The 20991-nt window shown below is 56.3% G+C and carries 14 protein-coding genes and 1 pseudogene; 12 read left to right on the top strand and 3 right to left on the bottom strand.

Annotation, left to right across the window (positions count from 1 at the left end; genetic code table 11):
- Window positions 1–43: 43 nt before the first annotated feature.
- Window positions 44–313, bottom strand: coding sequence for a hypothetical protein (locus tag P0D70_RS33100; protein WP_408187601.1), 270 nt, complete (start codon window positions 311–313; stop codon window positions 44–46).
- A 353-nt stretch (window positions 314–666) separates the two neighbouring features.
- Here P0D70_RS33100 and P0D70_RS33095 point away from each other — a divergent pair, with 353 nt between their 5' ends.
- Window positions 667–4176, top strand: coding sequence for a pyruvate carboxylase (locus P0D70_RS33095; RefSeq protein WP_408187600.1), 3510 nt, complete (start codon window positions 667–669; stop codon window positions 4174–4176).
- Window positions 4177–4271: 95 nt separating this feature from the next.
- A pseudogene (locus P0D70_RS33090) lies at window positions 4272–4719 on the top strand (IS3 family transposase); the annotation flags it as partial.
- Between the two features lie 335 nt (window positions 4720–5054).
- Here P0D70_RS33090 and P0D70_RS33085 read toward each other — a convergent pair.
- Window positions 5055–5768 (bottom strand): TetR/AcrR family transcriptional regulator, encoded by a 714-nt coding sequence (locus P0D70_RS33085; RefSeq protein ID WP_408187599.1) that lies wholly within the window; start codon window positions 5766–5768, stop codon window positions 5055–5057.
- A 210-nt stretch (window positions 5769–5978) separates the two neighbouring features.
- On the opposite strand from P0D70_RS33085, the gene P0D70_RS33080 reads away from it, so the two are divergent.
- From P0D70_RS33080 to P0D70_RS33035, 10 genes are all read left to right on the top strand, one after another.
- Complete coding sequence (locus P0D70_RS33080; RefSeq protein ID WP_408187598.1) at window positions 5979–6779, top strand: enoyl-CoA hydratase/isomerase family protein; 801 nt, start codon at window positions 5979–5981, stop codon at window positions 6777–6779.
- Between the two features lie 23 nt (window positions 6780–6802).
- Window positions 6803–8335, top strand: coding sequence for a class I adenylate-forming enzyme family protein (locus tag P0D70_RS33075; protein WP_408187597.1), 1533 nt, complete (start codon window positions 6803–6805; stop codon window positions 8333–8335).
- Entirely contained in the window at window positions 8325–10106 is a 1782-nt protein-coding gene (locus P0D70_RS33070) for a CoA-transferase (protein ID WP_408187596.1), read from the top strand. Before P0D70_RS33075 ends, P0D70_RS33070 begins: the two co-directional genes overlap by 11 nt.
- Before the next feature lie 60 nt (window positions 10107–10166).
- Entirely contained in the window at window positions 10167–10970 is an 804-nt protein-coding gene (locus P0D70_RS33065; RefSeq protein WP_408187595.1) for an enoyl-CoA hydratase, read from the top strand.
- A gap of 81 nt (window positions 10971–11051) precedes the next feature.
- Entirely contained in the window at window positions 11052–11366 is a 315-nt protein-coding gene (locus tag P0D70_RS33060) for a DUF485 domain-containing protein (protein WP_408187594.1), read from the top strand.
- Window positions 11363–13042, top strand: coding sequence for a cation/acetate symporter ActP (gene actP, locus P0D70_RS33055; protein ID WP_408187593.1), 1680 nt, complete (start codon window positions 11363–11365; stop codon window positions 13040–13042). The genes P0D70_RS33060 and actP overlap by 4 nt, the downstream gene beginning before the upstream one ends.
- 51 nt (window positions 13043–13093) lie before the next feature.
- Entirely contained in the window at window positions 13094–14077 is a 984-nt protein-coding gene (locus P0D70_RS33050; RefSeq protein WP_408187592.1) for a polysaccharide deacetylase family protein, read from the top strand.
- 31 nt (window positions 14078–14108) lie between these two features.
- Window positions 14109–15119 (top strand): zinc-dependent alcohol dehydrogenase family protein, encoded by a 1011-nt coding sequence (locus P0D70_RS33045; protein WP_408187591.1) that lies wholly within the window; start codon window positions 14109–14111, stop codon window positions 15117–15119.
- Window positions 15120–17196: 2077 nt separating this feature from the next.
- Window positions 17197–18303 carry a porin gene (locus tag P0D70_RS33040; RefSeq protein ID WP_408187590.1) on the top strand — a complete coding sequence of 369 codons (1107 nt, stop codon included), beginning with the start codon at window positions 17197–17199 and terminating at the stop codon, window positions 18301–18303.
- A 237-nt stretch (window positions 18304–18540) separates the two neighbouring features.
- A complete protein-coding gene (locus P0D70_RS33035) occupies window positions 18541–18897 on the top strand; it encodes a BON domain-containing protein (RefSeq protein WP_408187589.1) in 357 nt (118 codons plus the stop codon).
- A gap of 476 nt (window positions 18898–19373) precedes the next feature.
- Here the strand turns inward: P0D70_RS33035 and P0D70_RS33030 are convergent, their stop codons facing one another.
- Entirely contained in the window at window positions 19374–20336 is a 963-nt protein-coding gene (locus P0D70_RS33030) for a LysR family transcriptional regulator (RefSeq protein WP_408187588.1), read from the bottom strand.
- Window positions 20337–20991: the final 655 nt, after the last annotated feature.

Raw genomic sequence — 20991 nt, 5'->3', positions numbered from 1 at the left:
CGAAAACCTCAAGCGTGCGCATGCCCTGCTGGAAAGCGGCAAGTCACGCGGCAAAATCGTGCTGGAGGGCTGGTAAACGTTCGGCGGCGGCGCTGGCAGCCGGGCTCATTGCCTGCTTCGTGGCTTCCCGCGCCTTCGCTGAATAGATCGGCGCAAAAGCGTCAGGAAAACCTGTTGCGTCAAATTGATGTTCTAGAGGTGGGGGCGGTCCGCAACCCGTTCCTATGCAAGTAGCGGTCGAAGGCAGCGTTTTGCTGCCGTCAGCTTTTTCAATTGGGAAATCCAGCGATGAATAATGACGGACAAAACTCAACGAAAATGCAGCACGTCGAGTCCCCGAAAGATGACTATAAGACGGAAGCCAAGCTGACGACAGACAATTGCTCCGAAGTTGCTCCAAGCCGCGTCTGGACTAACTGGGCTTGGGCGAACAGTAGATCGGGCTACGACTGGATGGATTCGCACTTCCTCTTCACCGGCGTAGCCTGAATCTGCGGTTACCCGCGGTGCGCTTTGTGTTCGCACACGAGAGCCGCATTGATCTACATCACTCGTGAGGGACCCGGTGACACTACCGGCGTATCACGCATTCGCGCGCCTTATACGCATTCGCGGGCGAGCGGCGCGCTATGACTGCGTTCCTCGACTGTTTCGCTACTACAGACCATGAATAATTCTCCGATCAGATCCCTGCTGATAGCCAATCGCTCGGAAATCTCCATCCGTGTCATGCGAGCCGCTGCGGAGATGAACATCCGTACCGTAGCTATCTATTCACAGGAAGATCGCCTCGCCCTCCATCGCTTCAAGGCCGACGAAAGCTATCTGGTCGGTGCAGGCAAAAAGCCGCTCGCCGCCTACCTCGACATCGATGACATTCTTCGAATCGCCAGGCAGACGAATGTCGACGCTATCCACCCCGGCTATGGCTTCCTTTCCGAGAATCCCGACTTCGCGCAGGCGGTCATCGATGCGGGAATTCGGTGGATTGGTCCTTCGCCAGAAGTCATGCGCATGCTCGGCAACAAGGTGGCAGCCCGCAATGCGGCTGTCGCGGCCGGTGTGCCGGTGATGCCAGCGACCCCGCCGTTGCCTCACGATCTTGAAGAGTGCACCCGTCTCGTGGCAGAAATCGGCTACCCGCTAATGCTCAAGGCGAGCTGGGGCGGAGGTGGCAGAGGGATGCGAGTTCTGGAGAGCGAGGCCGAGCTCGAGGTCGCACTCGCCGCAGCGCGACGCGAAGCATTGTCAGCATTTGGCAACGACGAAGTATATGTAGAGAAGTTGGTGCGGAACGCGCGCCACGTCGAGGTTCAAATACTGGGAGACATGCATGGCAATCTCGTGCATCTCCATGAGCGTGACTGCACGGTGCAGCGACGGAACCAGAAAGTGGTGGAGCGCGCTCCTGCACCGTACCTCGATGACGCCGGACGTGCGATGCTTTGCGACTCGGCATTGCGATTGATGAATTCGGTGGGGTACACACATGCAGGCACGGTAGAGTTCCTGATGGATGCCGACTCTTGCGAGGTCTACTTCATCGAAGTGAATCCGCGCATTCAGGTCGAGCATACCGTGACCGAGATGATCACCGGCATCGACATAGTCAAGGCTCAGATCCGCATCACCGAGGGAGGCAGGATCGGGGTGACTGGGGATACGCTCGACCAGAGCGGTGTCGTTAGCGGACCTGGAACTGGCGTGCCGGCGCAGTCGGACATTCCGCTCAATGGCCATGCACTGCAATGCCGAATCACAACCGAGGATCCCGAGAACAGCTTTCTCCCAGATTACGGCAGGCTCACCGCGTTCCGCAGCGCGTCGGGCTTCGGCGTTCGCCTTGATGCGGGCACCGCATATGGCGGTGCGGTGATCACGCCATATTATGACTCGTTGCTTGTTAAGGTGACCACGTGGGCGCCGACCGCTGCCGAGTCGATCAAACGGATGGACCGGGCGCTACGCGAGTTTCGGATTCGTGGTGTCTCGTCGAATCTGCAGTTCCTTGAAAACGTCGTCAATCATCCTGCGTTCGGGCGCGGCGACGTTACAACACGCTTCATCGACCTGACACCAGAACTGCTTGCATTTACCGAGCGGCGCGACCGCGCGACCAAGCTGTTGCGCTATCTTGGCGAGATAAATGTCAACGGGCATACGGAGATGAGCGGCCGTTCGCTGCCTACATTACCGATGTCGCGGCCTGTGCTGCCAGCTCTCGGCGCAGCTACTCCGCTGTTGCCAGGTACACGCGACCGGTTGCGCGAGCTCGGGCCGGAAAAGTTCGCGCGCTGGATGCTGGACCAGAAGCAGGTTCTGCTGACCGATACGACGATGCGCGACGCGCACCAGTCGCTATTTGCTACACGCATGCGTACGGCCGATATGCTTCCGATTGCACCGTTCTACGCTCGTGAGCTTGCGCAGCTCTTTTCGATGGAATGTTGGGGCGGCGCAACGTTTGATGTGGCATTGCGCTTTCTCAAGGAGGATCCATGGCAGCGCCTCGCGCAGTTACGTGAGAGGGTTCCTAATATCCTGTTTCAGATGTTGTTGCGTGGCTCGAATGCTGTCGGATACACGAACTACGCCGATAATGTCGTCCGCTTCTTTGTCACTCAGGCCGCAAGCGCAGGCGTCGACCTGTTTCGCGTTTTCGATTCACTGAACTGGGTGCGCAACATGCGTGTGGCGATTGACGCGGTCCGCGAAAGCGGGGCGCTGTGCGAAGGGGCGATCTGCTACACGGGCGATCTCTTCGATGGCTCGCGCTCGAAGTACAACCTTGGCTATTACGTGGGAATTGCACGCGAGTTGCAGGATGCCGGTGTGCATATTCTGGGCATCAAGGATATGGCAGGTATTTGCCGCCCGCAGGCCGCCGCTGCGCTCGTCAAAGCACTCAAGGAAGAGACGGGCTTGCCTGTACATTTCCACACGCATGACACCAGTGGCATATCGGCGGCTTCGGCGTTGGCCGCGATCGATGCCGGTTGCGATGCAGTGGACGGCGCCCTGGACGCGATGAGCGGGCTGACGTCGCAGCCGAATCTGTCTAGCATTGCTGCAGCGCTCGCGGGCACCGAGCGAGATCCGGGACTCAGTCTCGAGCGGCTGCATGAAGCTTCGCTGTACTGGGAGGGCGTGCGTCGATACTACGCGCCGTTCGAATCCGAGATACGGGCTGGCACCGCCGATGTGTATCGCCACGAGATGCCAGGCGGTCAGTACACAAACCTGCGTGAACAGGCGCGCTCGCTCGGCATTGAACATCGCTGGACCGAAGTGTCGCGCGCTTATGCCGATGTGAACCGGTTATTCGGTGATATCGTCAAGGTAACTCCGACCTCCAAAGTAGTCGGTGACATGGCGTTGATGATGGTGGCCAACGACCTGAACGTCGCTGACATGGCTGATCCGGTTAAGGAGGTCGCGTTTCCGGAATCCGTTGTCTCGCTGTTTAAGGGCGAACTTGGTTTTCCGCCCGATGGCTTTCCAGCCGCACTTTCACGCAAGGTGCTCAAGGGCGAGCCGCCTGCGCCTTACCGGCCCGGCGACACTCTTGCAGCGGTTGATCTGGAAGCCGCGCGTTCGGAAGGCACCGCGTTGTGCGAAAGAGAATTAAACGACCAGCAATTGGCTTCGTACCTCATGTACCCAAAGCAAACAGGTGATTATTTCGCTCACCTGCGCGCTTATGGGGACACTTCCGTGCTACAGACGCCGGCCTTCTTCTATGGATTGCAGGAGCAGGAGGAGGCAGCGATCGAAATTGCGCCGGGCAAAACGTTGCTTGTTGCGATGCAAGGCAAGCACGCCGACACCCACTCCGGCATGATCAAAGTTCAGTTTGAGTTGAACGGTCAGTCACGAACCGTCTCGATCGAACAGCAAAAGATTGTACGCGCGGGTCCGGAGCGTCATGGGCGCCCCGTGGCCGATCCATCAAATTCGTTGCATATCGCCGCACCCATGCCGGGTTTGATCGTGACCATTGCCGTGCAGCCCGGACAGCGGGTCGCCGCCGGTACGACGCTCGTCGCGTTGGAAGCAATGAAAATGGAAACTCACATTGCGGCCGAGCGCGACTGTGAGATTGCCGCCGTGCATATCCAGACTGGTGACCGTGTGGCCGCAAAGGATCTCATGATTGAGTTGAAGGGCGAAGGCTGATCTACGAGGGCGCGGTCGTTACCGCACAAACGTAACGCGTACTTCGGAAGCCGCATGGCCGCACTCCTGTTGCCTGCACGACGCTAATCGCGCAGGCGGTAGCCGAAAAACTGTTCAACCGAGAGATCGTGGCTGGTCCGTCAGCCGAGGATGACGGCAGAGCTCGTGACCGTCGCGCTGACGATGGCATGGTGCCGCGGGTGGCCCGCGCCCGGCGCGCTGAATCATTCGGAGAGAGACAGTCAATACGCCAGCCACGACTTCAAGCGCAAACTGAACTCGTACGGCATACAACGCTTGATGAGCCGCAAAGTCATTTGCTGGGATAACGCGCCGACGTAAATCTCCTTCAACAGCCTGAAGAACGAGTGAGCGCACGGCACGAGGTATCGCACGCATCGCGAAGCCGTCGCGGATTTGGTCGAATACATCGAAGTGTTTTATAACCGCAGTCGTCGTTATTCATCGCTTAGTTTCACGTCGCCAACCCAGCTCATGCAAGACTGGCTTGTGGCTCAGCGTACAAGGGATGCGGTTTCGTAACCCGGAGCCACTGGAAGGCGAAAAACCGAGGGAACCTTACTTTCTACGATCCGATCCGTGTGCTCCACACTGGACTACCTGTCACCCGCAGCCCATGAGGCGAAGCCGACAGCGAAAAAGAATCCATCTGCCTGACTGAAACTAGTTGATCGCCACACTGCGCCGCGGTGCGGCGATAGGCGGACATCCGGCCGCATTAAAGCGAATAAAATTTTCGATATTTCTGATGTCGTTGGCGAATGCCGCGTCCGCCGCGCGAGAGCGAGGTGGGACGGGCATCTCACAGATTCACGGAGTTTGGTCGATCGCGGCCGAATTCGTGGACAAATCAACTTTTACAACTCTCGCGCGCGCCTAACCAATGTTTTGCCGTCAGTCTTGGCGATCACCTTGGTAGTCTTTCTCTTGGCGGTGGTTTCGGATTGCAAGAGTATTTCTGCACCGATTGCGCGCAGGAAGAACTCGGCGGCATGCGATGCAATCTGCTCGGCAGTATATTCACTGCTTTCCTTATACCAACCTGACATGCCTTCTGCCATGCTGAAAAGTTGCAGGCATGCGAGCTTGACGTCTTGTGAAGGAATCAGTTTTGCCTTGACGGCATCGGCGAGTGTCGCGCGTACGATTTTTTCGACCGCGTCGCGCCGGGCGATGACTCGCGCTCGATTTTCCGGTTTCAAGGAACGAAGCATCTCGGCCATCAAACGCCACGACTCGCGGCGGGCGATGGCCTGGGTCGTTACGTACTTCACGATGCCAAGGAGTCTGCCACCAACGTCGTCCCGAAGTTTGCGATCGATTCCTTCCAGTTCACCGAGCATCTGGGACATCTCCCTGTCTTCAATAGCGAGAATGACCGCTTCTTTTGACGGGAAGTAGTTGTAGATCGCCGATGGGACGATCCCCAGGTCGGCACAGAGTTCTCGTGTGGACGTCGCCACGTAGCCATAGCGCGCAAACCGTTTCAGCGCTGCGGCCAAAAATTCTTCTCGTCGTGGCATGCCAGTTTTAGCCATCTGTATTCCGCTTGCGTTGAGCGCCTGGCGCATTTGTGCGTCAGGCGGAAAGTGTCGTCGTACCAGGACATACCCTCGGGAGCCGGGTGTTTCCGGTCCGGCAAATGGTCCCGCTGCCGCCCGGGTAAAGGCTCGGCGTCGGAACGGTCGTTTTCATTATAGAGCGCCCGCTCTCAAAAATCTGTTTTCAGAGCGAGCGCTCTGTCATAAGATGGCGTTAATGTTTCCATCACGAGGCTTCCCATGAGTGAAGTTCGCACCAGAAAATACGATAGCGCGGCCGTGATCAGCATCTCCAATCCGCCGCACGGTTACATGACGCACGAACTCGTCGGTGAACTTCTGCGAGCTTTTCGCGCAGCGGAGCGGAATTCGTCGGTACGCACGATTATCTTTACCGGCGCGAATGCGGGTGTCTTCATCCAGCATTACGATCTGGCGGAACTCGCTACGCTAAGCTGCAAGCTGAACGGACGCGGTGACCGGTATCCCGAGCACGCTCACACGCCCGAGCGCGAGATGGACGTTCTTTTCAGGCGTATCGAGGACAGCGCGAAACCCGTGATTGCGGCAATAAATGGCAACGCGATGGGCTTCGGTTGCGAACTCGCGCTCGCCTGCGATTTTCGTATCGCCGAGAGTGGCGAGCATATGCTGGGGCAACCCGAAATTCTCGTCGGGCTCGTGCCGGGCGCGGGTGGGACGCAGCGACTGGCGCGGGTTGTCGGCGCGGCGCGCGCACTCGAACTGGTGTTGTTCGGAAAGCGGTTATCGCCCGTCGAAGCGCTGGCCGTGGGGCTGGTGCATGCGGTCAGCGACGGTTCCGCGCTCGAGTTGGCGCTGGAGTGGGCGAGCGCGCTCGACCGGCTTTCCGCGAGGGCCGTCGCTCACGGCAAAAGGCTCGTTCACGAGGCAGGCGTGACCCAACTTCATGAAGGTTTACAGAAGGAGCGCGCGCTCTTTGTCGATACCCTGGCCTCGCCCGAGGCACATGAACGTCTCGACCGCGCCGTGCGGGACGGACGCGATTTTCGCAACGTCTGACAGGCTGCTACCGGATATCCATCATGCTGCTAATCGACTATTTCGAGCGTACCGCGGCGAATTCGCCAAGCCATCCGTTCCTGCATTTTGTTGCGGAAGACGACTCACTCGATGTTCACCTGAGCTACGCGCGGACGAACGAATTTGCAAGCCATCGCGCACGCGAACTGATCGCGCAGGGCGTCGGCAGGAAGACCGTTCTTGCGTTGTTGATGCACAACTCGCCCGACTGGATCGTGACCTATCTGGCGTGCCAGAAGATCGGCGCTATCTGCGTCGGATTGCATTCGGCAATCACTTTGCCCGAGTTGGTCAGCATGCTGGACAGCATCGGCGCGCAGTACCTCGTCCACAGTGACGAGTTCGCCGCGATTGCCGGCGAGGTGCGCGCTGCGACGGCGGGGATCGCGGTGTTTGGCGTGCCGACCCTGTCGACGGATGCCGCTATTCCGAACGGCTTGCTACTGCCTCGTCTTGCGGAAATCGACGAACGGGACGGGTTGGCCGCTACGTTCACATCGGGGACGACCGGCGGCGCACACAAGGCCGGCTTGCAGACACACGGCGCGGTGGTACGGGCGATTGCCGGCTACGTTGAATGCCTGAAGACCGACGAGCACGACCGAATCATGCTGGTTACGCCGCTCAGTCATAGCGCGGCACTCAACTGGGGTGTGTCGCTTACGCTGATGTCGGCCGGTACGCTGGTGCTGGCACGCCGCTTCAGCGCATCGCGCTTCTGGGCGCAGGCAGCACGAGGGCGCCCGACGGTGATCTGGACGATGGCGACGATCCTCTACATCTTGCAGCAGCAGGACGTGAGCGACGACGAGCGTATCGCGCTCGAAGGTCTGCGGTACGTATTCGGTGTGGGATCGGCACCGCGCCGGGCGGCGCTCGAAGCGCGTTGGGGACGGCCTGTCGTCGACGGTTATGGTATGACAGAAACGTTTGGAACCTTGACGAGTTTCGTCGTTGAGAACAACCCTTATCCCAACGCATGCATGGGGATCGCGGTGCCGGGGATCGACCTGCGCGTGGTCGACATCGAGAGCGGCCGCGATTGCCTGCCCGAGGAAATGGGCGAGATCGTCGTGCGATTCGGTCAGGGTTTCGCAGGCTATCTGAATAACGAGGCCGCCACGCAAGATGCCGTACGCGATGGCTGGTTCCATACCGGCGATCTCGCCTTCCGGGATACGGCAGGGCGTCTTTATTTCGTCGATCGTCTTAAGTCGATTATTCGCCGTGGCGGCGAAAACGTTGCGAGTCTCGAAGTGGAGGAGTGTCTCGCGAAACATCCCGACGTACGGGAGGCTATCGTTCTGGCACAGCCGCACGACGTACTCGGAGAAATCGTCCTTGCCGTACTGATTCCACGCGAGTTTGGGCGCGAGTTCACTCTCGCCGAGATTCAGGCTTTCTGCGAGGGACAGCTTTCAAAATTCAAGTGGCCGGAAGCGATACGCACGATATCCACCGACCAGATTCCCAGAACCGGCGCGGGCAAGGTTAAAAAGCCGGTCCTGTTGCGGAGCCTATTCAATGCAAGCTGATATGACCAGCCTCGATTTCGCCGCGCGTTGGCGCGCGCTAGCTCATGCAAAGGTCGGGACGGCGCAATTCATGAGCCTGAAAGACGCTGTGGCGGCGCACGTGCGCGACAAGGACGTGCTCTATTTTGGCGGTTCGATGGCCCGTCCGAACGCCGCGATGTTCGAGGTGATCCGCCAGTTCTGGAACCGGACTCCGGACTTTACTCTCGTGGCGCCAGCGGTAGCGAACCAGCATGCACCGATGATTGCGGGCGGCCTCGTCAAGCGGGTGATCACCTCCATTCACGCAATAACTTATCCGACACCCGCGCCGCATCCGCTCTATGTCGAAGCTGCCCGTAGCGGTCGCGTAGCTTTCGAAAATTGGTCGTTGCTGACGCTTTCGCATCGGTTGATGGCTGCCGCACTCGGTCTGCCGTTCATGCCGACACGCTCGCTGGCGGGCAGCGACATGGGCAAGAGTCTGGCTGCGCTCAATGCAACGATGTCGGTGCGCAATCCGTTCGACGATGGTAATACGCAAGTGGTTGCGCCACTATCGCCAGATGTCACTTTCATACATGGACTGGCTGCGGACGACGACGGCAATATCCTAATTTGCCCACCGCTTTACGACGGGGTATGGGCCGCTTTCTGTGCGGGAAGGGCGGTCATCGCGACTGTTGATCACATTGTCAGCAGCGAGTTTCTGCGGCGCTATCCGGAACACGTCCGGGTCCCCGCCTATGCGGTTTCCGCCGTATGCCACGTACCGCTCGGCGGCCATCCGAACTCCCTGCCGAGTGCGCCGGTACCGGAACTCGCAGGCTATACCGACGATTACGCGATGCTCACGGATCTACGTCGGGCCGGGAAGAAAACAGACACGTTGCTTGAATGGACGCGAGAATGGATCCTCGACTGTCGCGACCACGACGACTATCTCGCGAAGCTTGGTAGTGACCGCATACAGGCGCTGCAGGGCCGTACTGCCATCGACGGGTGGCGATTGGAAGCAGTATCCGAGCGTGCGCGATCGCACGATGCCGCGCCAACCGAAGCGGAACGGCATGTTGTGCTCGCCGCGAGAATGCTTCGAAATCGTCTGGCCAACGGTGACACCTCCGCGCTTCTGGCCGGCTTGGGTATTTCGTCACTTGCAGCATGGATGGTCGCTATCCAGCTTGCCGAGTCGGGTAAGCATCTGCCGCTGATGGTTGAATCGGGCATGTTCGGGTACGTACCATCTCCCGGTGATCCTTTCCTTTTCAACTACCGGAATATGGCCGGTAGCTCGATGTTGAGCGATACACAATTCACTCTCGGCTTGCTCACGGGCGGCGCGCAAAATCGCGCCTTCGGCGTGCTTGGTGCCGCGGAAGTCGATGCGCACGGAAACTTGAACAGCAGCGAATTGCCGGGCATGTTGCTCACGGGCTCCGGTGGCGCAAACGATATCGGCAGTGGTGCGCGCGAAATTCTCGTTACGATTGCCCATTCGCCGAAGCGTCTTGTTCGCTCCGCTGGTTTCATTACAACACCGGGGCGTGCTGTCTTGACGGTGGTCACGCCGTGGGCTGTTTTCGAGCGCCCGGACAGCCATTCCGATTTCGTCCTGACACGCGTTCAGGCACGCGATGGCCTCACCGCTGACGAACTGGCCGACTTGGCGTTACGCGAGTGTGCGTGGGACGTGAAAGCAAGTAAGGCGCTGATCATTGAGCCGGAACCGACCGACGGGGAACTGGACCTTGCTCGGCATCTGGACCCCGACCGGCTTTTCCTCGCGTAGAGCGCCGTTGCCAAAGCGCCTTTTCTATATACGACCGATCTTTGCAAAAGGATGAGATCCATGAGTGACGCTGCCTATCAACACATTCTTTATCACGTCGACGCGGGAGTGGCGCGAATTTCGCACAACCGCCCGCAAGCCCGAAACGCCGAGAGCCAGGCGTTGCTTGACGAACTCGATTCCGCGATGCGTCGTGCCACCGACGATCCTGCGGTCAAGGCAATCATCCTGGCAGGCGAGGGTGAACACTTCTCGGCAGGCCACGATCTCAAGGAAGCCGCACTGAAGCGCGCGGATTTTACCGTCGAGCAGCGATGGGCTTATGAGTCGCGCTATTACTTCGACTACGCGCTGAGAATTCTCGACTGCCCCAAGCCGACGATCGCCGAAGTGCAGGGCGCGTGCGTGGCGGGCGGCTTCATGGTTGCGAACATGTGTGATCTGGTTATCGCATCGAATGACGCGTTCTTTTCCGATCCAGTGTGCCAAAGCCTAGGCACGGCAGGCGTCGAGGTAATGATTCATCCGTGGGTGATGGGCGCGCGAAAAGCAAAAGAGTTTCTTTTCACCGGGGGAAGAATGAGCGCAGATGAAGCTGCCCGCGCCGGTATGGTAAATCGCGTCGTGCCGCGTGATTCGCTGCGTGATGAAACGAAGGCGCTTGCAAGGAAGATCGCCGCCGGCGACGCATTCGCCATCATGCTCGTGAAGCGTTCCATCAATCGCGGACTCGACATACAGGGCCTACGGGCGGCCATGACCGCACACTTCGACGCGCACCAGCTCAGCCACCTTTCCGAGTCGTTCCAGCAACGCCGGAGCGAAGGGTTGGCGCAATCGATTGCACGTGGAAAGTCTGCGTAAAAGCCGATCATCTGCGGGGCCGAAAAAACACTACAACCAGTCAGCCGCCTTAGTGCCCGGCTGCTTAGGAGGAGACACATCGTGAACAATCTGGACATGGCTGAACGTGTCAGTCGACACGTTCTTTTCAAGGAACTCGTGACGCGACGGGCGAAACTTGTACGGTCGCTAATGGCAGTCGGTCTCGTAGCCTATTTCATCCTGATCGCCCTGGTAGCTTTTCGGCCGCAAATTCTTCGTGTGTCAGTCGCACAGGGCACGTCGACGACCGTTGGCGTTGTCCTGGCCGTTGCAATTCTTGCGCTTGGCTGGATCATCACGTGGATCTATGTGCACAAGGCAAACAGCACCTTCGATCGACTGAGTGCCCATCTTCTCGAGGAGGTGGCGCGATGAGTCTGAATCACCTAAAGCGCTCAATCGCGCTGGCGACTTCCTTCGGGCTCGTAACGCTATCGAGCGAAGCGAGCGCAGCGCAACAAGGAAGCGGGCGCCCGCTAAATGTAGCCGCTATTGGAATTTTTCTTGTGTTCGTCGGGATCACGTTCGCCATTACGTGGTGGGCTGCCAAGCGTACAAAAACAGCGAAAGATTTCTTTTCCGCGGGTGGGGGAATCAGCGGTATGCAGAACGGCCTCGCTGTAGCTGGCGATTATCTGTCCGCAGCCACGATGCTCGGCGTGGTCAGTCTCGTCTACGCACGTGGTTACGACGGATTGCTTTATTGCATCGGGTTCTTTATCGGATGGCCAGTGATGCTATTGCTCATGGCTGAGCGCGTACGCAATCTGGGGCGATACACCTTCGTCGACATCATTGCCTACCGTCTCGACCATGTTGGCGTGCGATGCATGGCTGCGATTGGATCACTGACCGTGGTGTTCTTCTACCTGATCGTCCAGATGGTTGGTGCCGGTGAACTTGTTCAGCTGATGTTCGGATTGCAATACAACTATGCGGTCATTTCGGTCGGCATACTCATGATTGTCTACGTAACATTCGGAGGGATGATCGCGACCACCTGGGTGCAGTTGATTAAGGCGATTCTCATCATGTTCGGTGCAACATTGCTGATGATTCTTGCTCTCGCTCGCTTCAATTTTGACTTTGAGAGTCTCGCAGAAAAGGCCGTTCAGGTTCATGCCAGTGGAGCGGGAATCATGGGCCCCGGTGGCATGTTCGCGGACCCGGTTTCTTCGCTATCACTAGCGTTGGCAACTGTGTTTGGATTATGCGGGATGCCGCACATCCTGATGAGATTTTTTACGGTTCCCAACGCACGTGAGGCACGCACGAGCGTTCTCGTGGCGGCGAGTTGCATCGGTTACATGTTCGTCGCGATGTTCGTGATCGGACTGGCGAGCATCGTGATTGTGAGTACCGACGGACGCTTCTTCGAGGGTGGCCAGGTTGGTGGGAAATTGCTAGGTGGAAGCAACATGGTTGCTCTGCATCTGGCCACGGCAATGGGTGGGAACCTGTTCCTCGGTTTCCTTGCGGCGGTCATGTTTGCGACGATTCTGGCTGTCGTATCCGGTTTGGCGCTGGCAGGCGCATCGTCGATCTCGCACGATATTTACGCGAACGTGCTGCGTCGAAAGTCAGCAGTGAGCGGCGAATCTGAAGTCCGTCTGACGCGGAAAGTGACAATCGTGATTGGCATCATCGCGGTTCTGCTGGGAATTGTTTTCCGTGGGCAGAACGTCGCATTTCTTGTGTCCCTTGCGTTCAACGTCGCCGCGTCAGCAAACTTCCCGCCGTTGCTAACCTCCATGTATTGGCGGGGCGCCACGGCCCGCGGAGTGATGTGGGGCGGCTTCGTAGGACTGGTGTCGTCGGTAGGCATGGTTATTCTGTCGCCCGCCGTCTGGAAGACAGTGTTGGCGCATCCACACGCAATCTTTCCCTACGACCATTCCGCGCTGTTTTCAATGCCACTTGCGTTCCTCGTGATCTACGTCGTGTCCAAACTGGATCGCAGTCCAGCGGCCGAGCGAGCGAGACTAGCCTTTGATTTGCAGGTAGTTCGCGCGGAGACAGGTTTGGGAGCGGAAGGGGCGAGTCAGCACTGAAAACTGCCATCTTGACGAGGCGCTGCCCCGACCCATCTCGAGAACAAGGTTTTGTTCAACACCAATAACGTGAAGGTCCGAACGATGGAACCCATCAGGCTTGCGGTTACCGTAGATGATCTTTTTCTTTGGAAGAAAACTTGGTGGGCTCCGGGATTTAGTCCGGCAGTGGTGACGCAGGCATTGATCGAAGCCTTGCGTCGCCATGACATCAAAGGTGTCTATGCTTTTTCGTGCACGTCGCCATGCGTTGCAGATCCCACGCTTTTCAAACTTCTTGACGCCTGGGTCGAGGCTGGGCACTTCGTCGCCAATCATACGCATTACCATGCGAGCTTGAATTGGGTCCCTGCCGAACAGTATATTTGCGACATCGAGCAGACCGAGTCGTTTGTCAGTCAATGGATGAGCTATTCGCCGGCCAAATATTTTCGGTATGCGATGGACAATTGGGGCGAGTCGCAACAGAAGCACGATGGTGTGCATCGTTATCTGGTCAGGAAGGGCTATCAGACTGTGCCAATCACATCGTGGTTCTACGATACGGAATTTCTTGCGCCACATTACCGGGCGTCGATAAGCGGTGATCGCTCGGCCATTGAAATTGTCAAGAAACGCTTTATTCGGACGGCCTTGCAGCAACTCGTCAACCACGCCGCGGCGGCGAGACGGGTGTTTGCGAGAGATTTCCCGCATATCTGGTTGATACACGGAACACCCCTCGCGGCCCAATGTTTGCCAGAGATTCTCGATCGTTTCGCCGAGGCAGGTGTGACTTTCATCTCACTTGCCGAAGCAATGCAAGATCCGGCTAACAGCGCTCCCGCAGGCGTTGTCACGTCACGCTTCCTGAATCAGATTCAGAAATGGGCTCATATGGACGGATTCTCTCTGCCGGACTGTCCGCCAGCGGTTCTGGCCGAACTGGAAAAGCTGTATCCGATGCCTGGATTGTCGACTCGCGAAATGATGGGGAGCATATTCGGGAGCATCGCCGAAGAAGTCACTGGCAACTACATTCCCAAGGCCTATTAATCTAGTTAGACGAAGCGGGGCAGCAGACATCATGAAGACAGTTGTCGTAACGCAATATGGTGATCCGGAAAAATACGTCCGTTGCATTAAAGTTCCGGATCCCGACGCGCCGGGTGAAGATGAAGTCCTGTTCGACGTACTGGCGTTCCCCATCAATCCAGCTGACATATCGTTTTGTTGGGGGAGATACCGATTGCGGCCGGAGTTGCCAGCTACTCCGGGCGCGGAATGCGTAGGACGAGTGATCGCGGTCGGCAGTTCGGTCTGTCATCTTGCGGTGGGCGACCTGGTTATCAACCTAGATCGCGAAAATTGGACGCAACGCCGCCTCGTCAAGGCTCACCGTGTCATCGCAGTTCCTGCAGAAATAGAAGTTAAGCAAGCAGCAATGATGCGGATCAACCCACCTACTGCGCATCTTCTTCTTTCAGATATCGTGACACTCGAACGCGGTGACTGGATTATCCAGAATGCCGCGAATTCGGCCGTTGGTCGCCTTATTATCGCTTTCGCCAAGGAACGTGGAATTAACACCGTAAACGTCGTTCGACGCGACGAGGCGCGGCAGCAACTCGCGGATATCGGCGTGGATGTCTGTGTGACGGACAGCAAGGATCTGGCGCAATCGGTGAGGGCGTTGACGAATGGCGCGAAGATCAAGTTGGGAATCGATACCGTGGCGGGCTCGGCGACAAGTCGTATTGCATCTTGTGTGGAAGATGGAGGCGTCGTGTGCACTTATGGATCAGTCTCGCGAGAAGACATTGTCCTCCCGCCCGCTCATCTCGTTTACCGTGGCCTGAAATTCACTGGTTTCCTGCTTGGGCGGTTCCTTGATTGGAAGTCCGAGGCCCAAGTCGCAGCGATCTATCGGGAAATCTTTGAGCGCGTCGCAGACGGCCTGAGAGTTGATATTGAACGGGTATATCCGATCGAAGATATCGGTGAAGCAATTGCACACGCCGACCGTGCGAGAGATGCCGGGAAAATTCTCGTTGCTCCTAACGGGCTGGAGCGGCTACTTCCCGCGGAACAATCCTAGTGCGTGCTGAATGTGACGTTTTGCCTACCGCTAAAAGGGCGTTATGTATCGTCACCTTGTTCGGCCGCCAAGATCCACATCTGTTGACGTGCCCTTGCCTGTAAATGCAGCTATGGTAAGCCTCTGATTCCCCAGATCTGCCGTACGTAGTCAACTCTGGACATTTGACAATCCCAGATGCAGTTGGCACCGTGGGCAAGGGGACTGCAGGAGCCACGCATATTGATGCGCGAATCCTGCAATTTCCGGTGAGGTGCAGATAAGGTCGAGCACGTCTATGCCGGAGCAGGATTTCTTCCGACATCCGTTGTGTGAACAGGTCGATCTTAAGAATCCAGCAGTGCGGCTGGCAGCGCTCAACAACAGGAAACGGCTGCTCACGCTCATGAGCGAAAGCTTCGTGTCAGGCAAAAGGGTCAACTCTTGAGTTCGTCTGGTCTGATTGCTGAGCTACTTACAGTCCGTATCTGACTGCAGACCAGACTGCCGATCAATCTGTCGAACCTGATGCGATTGCGCAAGCAGCTGGGCGAAGCCGCCTTTGGCGAATTTTGCCCGAGACAATCGACGCGGCTAAGCTCGCCGGCGTGATTAACGCCTTGAGCGCGAAGCGCGTGATTGTAGACACGGCGGTCACGGCGAAGGCAGATGCCATATTAATCGATTCGCGATTCCTCGTCGACGTTGTCAACATTGGGTGATGGCCGCGGCTCGCAAGGCTTGAAGCTGAGGCGAAACCACAAACGCTGGGCGTCGGGTCTGGGACTGCAAATTGTCCGTTACGCCCACGCGAAGTCCCAGAAACGTATGAAGAGGGCACTGCGCTCACGTGCTCGAAGCCAAACAATTCCCTAAAGCGGTCACGCGCTGGCGGAAGCACTGGAGCGGCGCCGATTCCAAGTGAGATGTGGCGCTACGTCGCCGTCGCGGATCGTAGCTATTAGGTTGTCACCAGCAACGCCGTCGTCATCTAGCACTCAGGTTTGGGGCAAACGTCGCGCCCAGACTACGCACAACGAACAAACGGCGAAGCGCAATCGAGCCTATCATCGGCCATATGAAGATCTGCGGAAACCCGCTCGTAACTGGCTGAGAGATGCGCTCGGTAACGCGATTCAGGCAGTACTGTAGGGCGCAAACCACACATCAGCGGATGATCGCGAGGGCGCTAACAATTTTTGTTGCCCTCTTCCTCATCGTTTTGCTCAACCGGACGGTCGCGGTTTTACCAACAGCGTGAGTTAAAGGCTAACCAACGAATTGCTCGATGGTGGCAACGCAAGCGATGGTCGGCCCGTTGTACGCAAGCGCCGGGTCAACACTTCGCGTTGCTCCGGATTTGTGACCGGTACGAATTCGACGCTGTGCATAGCAGTTGGCCGTCTGAACAACAAAGAGCCAACACTGGCATACAGCGTCATCTGCGGAACGGCAAACGTACCGAGCCGGCTTCATGTTGCATCTGTAAACAGTGATGTCGCTATTAGGGGAGTGCGCGTAAGTCGTCTTCGTTCAACATGGGCGCGCTAATCTCGAGAATATTCCACGGCAAATTGCTGCGTTTCCGTATTGACAACGCCTGTTCATCATGTTTTTTTCGGCGAATGAACTTGCACGGAAAAATGTGTCAATACGTTGAACATTATGTATTTTACGTAAATTTTGACTGATGGCAAAGTCGCCATTAGTTCTGCAGTTGTGTGATTTTAGCAGCACTCCGCAGACAGAAGAGACTGAGGATCGATCAGCAGTTTTTAACATCATCTCCTGAGTCGATAAGAAATATGAAATGCCAATTTTGATGCTGAACTTCGTGAGCAGTTAATTCTCGATTTGCTAGCTTGGCCTGCATTGGCTGCGTTGAACGTTATGTTTTGAACGACGAACTTGGATGTCAATCCAGGCTTGTGATCGTGCTGGGAAAAATTCGTTTCATACAGATCAAGTTTTTTGCGTGATAAGAATTTCTTTGGTCTGAAAATTGACACCGTTATAAGAATTTGTAGGTTGTAGTAAATGCGTTATCGAAATCGTTAGCTGTTTTTTTAATAAACCCAGGTTACTTTTAAAGTCTGCCATGAAAAAAATTTTAGTTTCGACCATCTTGATAGGTCTGGCATTGGACGCGCATGCGCAAAGCAGCGTGACTCTATACGGCCGGCTAGATGAGGCGTTGGAGTACATGACAGGCGTTCCCACCAATCCGAACGCATCGGGTATAGCTCAAGGTAGCACTAGTCGATTCCGAGTGATGGGTGGGGACTGGCAGGGTAGCTACTGGGGACTTAAAGGCGCCGAGGACATTGGAGGCGGCAACAGGGTTCTGTTCCACCTTGAGAGTGGCTTCAACATTACGAACGGGCAAGGTTCGAGCGACGGTCTTTTCAATCGCTGGGCAGAAATAGGTATCGCGAACGACAAATACGGTACTTTTATGATGGGGCGACAACTATTTATTGCGAATGATGTCTGGGATTTTGACCCGTTTGGGCAATCGTTCTGGTCCTCTGCATCTTTGGTGAGAGGGCGCAACTGGCCTTTTTCCAGCAATAATTTTTCCTATCAATCTCCGAAATTCGGTGGGTTTGACTTCGCCGGACAATATTCCTTGTCAAATGCTACTAGCTTCAATGGCAACGGCACCACGGCGCAAGGTCGGGAAGCGGGCGCGCATATCACTTATACGTCATCGCTATTCCAGGTGCGTGCAATGTATGACGAGATTCGCGATCCAGCCAATGGGGGTTTTGACAATCCATTCACCGCATCGCGCGAATATTCTGCAATGGCAAACCTGTTTCTCGGACAGTTCAAGATTCAAGGATCATACCAGGCGATTCGTACGTCGGGCGGAACTGCCACCGCAGGTGTCGCACCCACATCCCTCGACCACGAATGGGGTGGCGTGACATGGCAAGCAACGCCCGCTGCTGCGCTTATCGCTGCTGTCTATCACGTGAACGCAAACAAAGGAGCGGGGAACGCGACTTTATACACGGTTGGCGGCTCCTACAATTTTTCGAAACGAACGATGCTGAACATGCAGGTTGCAACGACACGTAATAGCAAGTCGGCAAACTTTGGACTGTTTCCGAACAACGCTGGTACAACGGTTTCAAGTGATAATCCCTTACCTGGGCACAGCCAGTCCGGCGTGTATTTAGGTGTGCAACACCTGTTCTGAGTCGTGCCGTCGTTAAGCGAGCAAGGACAGATTAGTTGCTGAGACGTGAGTTCAGTTGCGATTGGCAGCAAGGCAATGACCAGCATGGAGAAAACTGGTTTTCGTCTCACAGACATTCAGTCTTGCGATGTCCGTAGTGTCGAAATGTCCATGCGGGCTTGCTAGATCGTGATGTATTTTTTAAGAATGTAACTGCGATTGTAATTAGCAGTGCAAACAGGGGAAAACATGACAGCAATGAGTATATTTAAGGCGCTGAGCGTCGTGATGTGCATCACCGTCACGTCGACCGCGTATGCGCAGTCAAACGATGCGGCATCGACGAGCGGTACGATGACAACCGCACAGACCCGATCCACGGCGACGAAGAAGGCGGATCGCAAGCTCGGTCTCGATGTGCGCCGCGCACTAAGCAAGGCGAGCGGTTTGAATACATCGAATGTTTTCGTACGTGCACGCGACGGTGCTATCACGCTCACAGGATCGGTGCCCGACAGTGAACAGATCGCGAAGGCAGGTGATGTCGCGAAGCGTGTTAGCGGTGTGACATCGGTGTCGAACAAGATCGTGCTGTCCCCGCAGGGCGGCTCGTAAGTGTGTGACTAGCGTTCAGGCTCGCGCAACAGGGTCTTGAAGGCTTGGACGAAAAAACGGACGGGTCCGAGGTTCTCGGCGCCTGTCCAATTTTCCCCCAAGTTGTGGTGCGAATGCCATTGCAGTTGCAGTCACGGCTCGTTGACGACGATTGGCGAATGCTTAGCCGACAACTGCCAAAAGGATACGTCAAGTCTTACGAGCATATGGGCCACATCCCGGCAGTCATAGTTGAATTTTGTTGAAGACAGGGTGGCGGAGTATTGTTGTTTTCTGGATTTTTAGTGCTGGCAAAGGTGACTTAGAGCGACTTGGCTCGGATAGTCGTTGACCGATCCGAGCCACTGTCAAGCTGTGCAGCACGAGAATAGAGCGGAAGTCGCCGATAATATTTATCCGAATCCATCCGAATCAGACCTTCTGAGGCGACGCAAAGCATTTAGGTCACTGCGGATCGGGTGGGTTCGGGGAATATGTCAGTCTGCGTCCGAAACCGTTTGGGCGACTTCAGGAATTGCAACTGACATACCGTTTGAATCGATGTCGTGGAACAGCTCCTTGACAATGTCAATTATCGACCTGACGAACGCTGGCTTATGGTCTCCGTACATGTCAGCAACGATCAGCGTCGGTGCCGGTAAATCGTCAATGAGCGGACGACGGACGAGGCCTTGTCCATCTGGGGTAGAGTACTTGCCAGGCATCATATGAAGAAGTGCCATTCCGAATCCCGCCGTTACGGCTGACTTTACCGTTTCGTAGGAACGCGCGCGAAAGCCGATACGAGGCCTTGATGGCAGCACGTCGAAAAGACTGGTTAAATAACTGGACGTCTGTGGGAGATCGAGTAGCACCAGCGGTCGTGTGGCCAGTTCTGCGATGGAAACGGCGCTTTGCTCCGCGAGGGGATCGCCACTCGGAAGCAGCGCATGCCCCGGAACCTGACAGATTTTGGTGGTGCACTCTTCCCCGAAGGTTGGTCCGATGTCGTAGGTGATGATCAACTCGACTTCGCCGCTGGCCAGCCATTCTCGAAGTTGAACTTGATTACCTTCATAAAGAAGTATTTCCACATCTCCGTACTTTGCGACAAACCGTCGAAGCACCTCGGCAACGAAGAGTGAACCAAACGGTTCGAAGCATGCCACTCGCAATGTCTGAGGAGCGCTATTCACGAGATCGCCAATCTGACGATTGAATTCGCCTGCAGCGGCTAGGAGTGTGCTTGCGGCGGTGGTGAAACGCTCTCCAGCTCTTGTTATTTGAATTCCGCGAGACGGACGTCGATCAAAGATTCTCGCACCCAGGACGTCCTCTGCAAGTGCGATGGCGGCCAGTATAGAGGACTGTGAAATATGAAGTGTTTCCGTCGCGGCCTGGATGCTACCAAGACGTGCCACCTCGCACACGTACCGAAGCTGTTTATGAGTCAGGTTCACATCGCCTCCTGAGCAAAAAATCGCTCGGCCAGAATAGGGCGTCAGTTCGATTGCAGGGTCCTGCATAGAAGAAGGTGGCGAAAAGCGTCGAGACCTTTTTCGATCTTACGAGGTCGGCCACTTCATTGGCCAACAGACGCTCGATCTCCTCCATGAAATACTCTCCCGTTCCTGATTCGAAAAGCAGGTAAATTGGTAGCACAGAGCTCATGACTACCTTGAACTCGAGATGCTATGCGCGGACGTCGTGTTGCCAAAAATCCGACTACGGCATCGAAACGTAATGCGTCTGGCCTTGGGGTGCCTGCGAGGGCGCACCGTTGCTCTGACTGGCCGCCGCTCAATGTTGCAAACGATGTTCGGGTCATGCACTGGTATCGGTCAGATAATGAGAGCTGGACCTCCAGTCAGTGGTGTCAATGGTTGCACGCGTCGCACATTTTTTTCCCTTTTGCTGGTGTGACGCCGAAGGCGACAGACGAGTCTGCGATCACGGTCGCCTTCAAGGCGGCAAACTGACTGTTCCAGCAGTGTGTTGCACTGTTTTATGTCACTGGTCAGGTTTCGCTGTCCCACCGTGATCTCCACCACCGATCCGCATCAGACAGCGCACTCTCGATCCTTATGGAGACAGAATGCCGGCGATAATTTTCAT

Origin of the sequence: Paraburkholderia sp. RL17-381-BIF-C, from assembly GCF_046026435.1 — a bacterium.
Taxonomy (GTDB): domain Bacteria; phylum Pseudomonadota; class Gammaproteobacteria; order Burkholderiales; family Burkholderiaceae; genus Paraburkholderia.
Note: the sequence above shows the minus strand (reverse complement) of the source record. Positions and strands in the feature narration are given on the sequence as shown.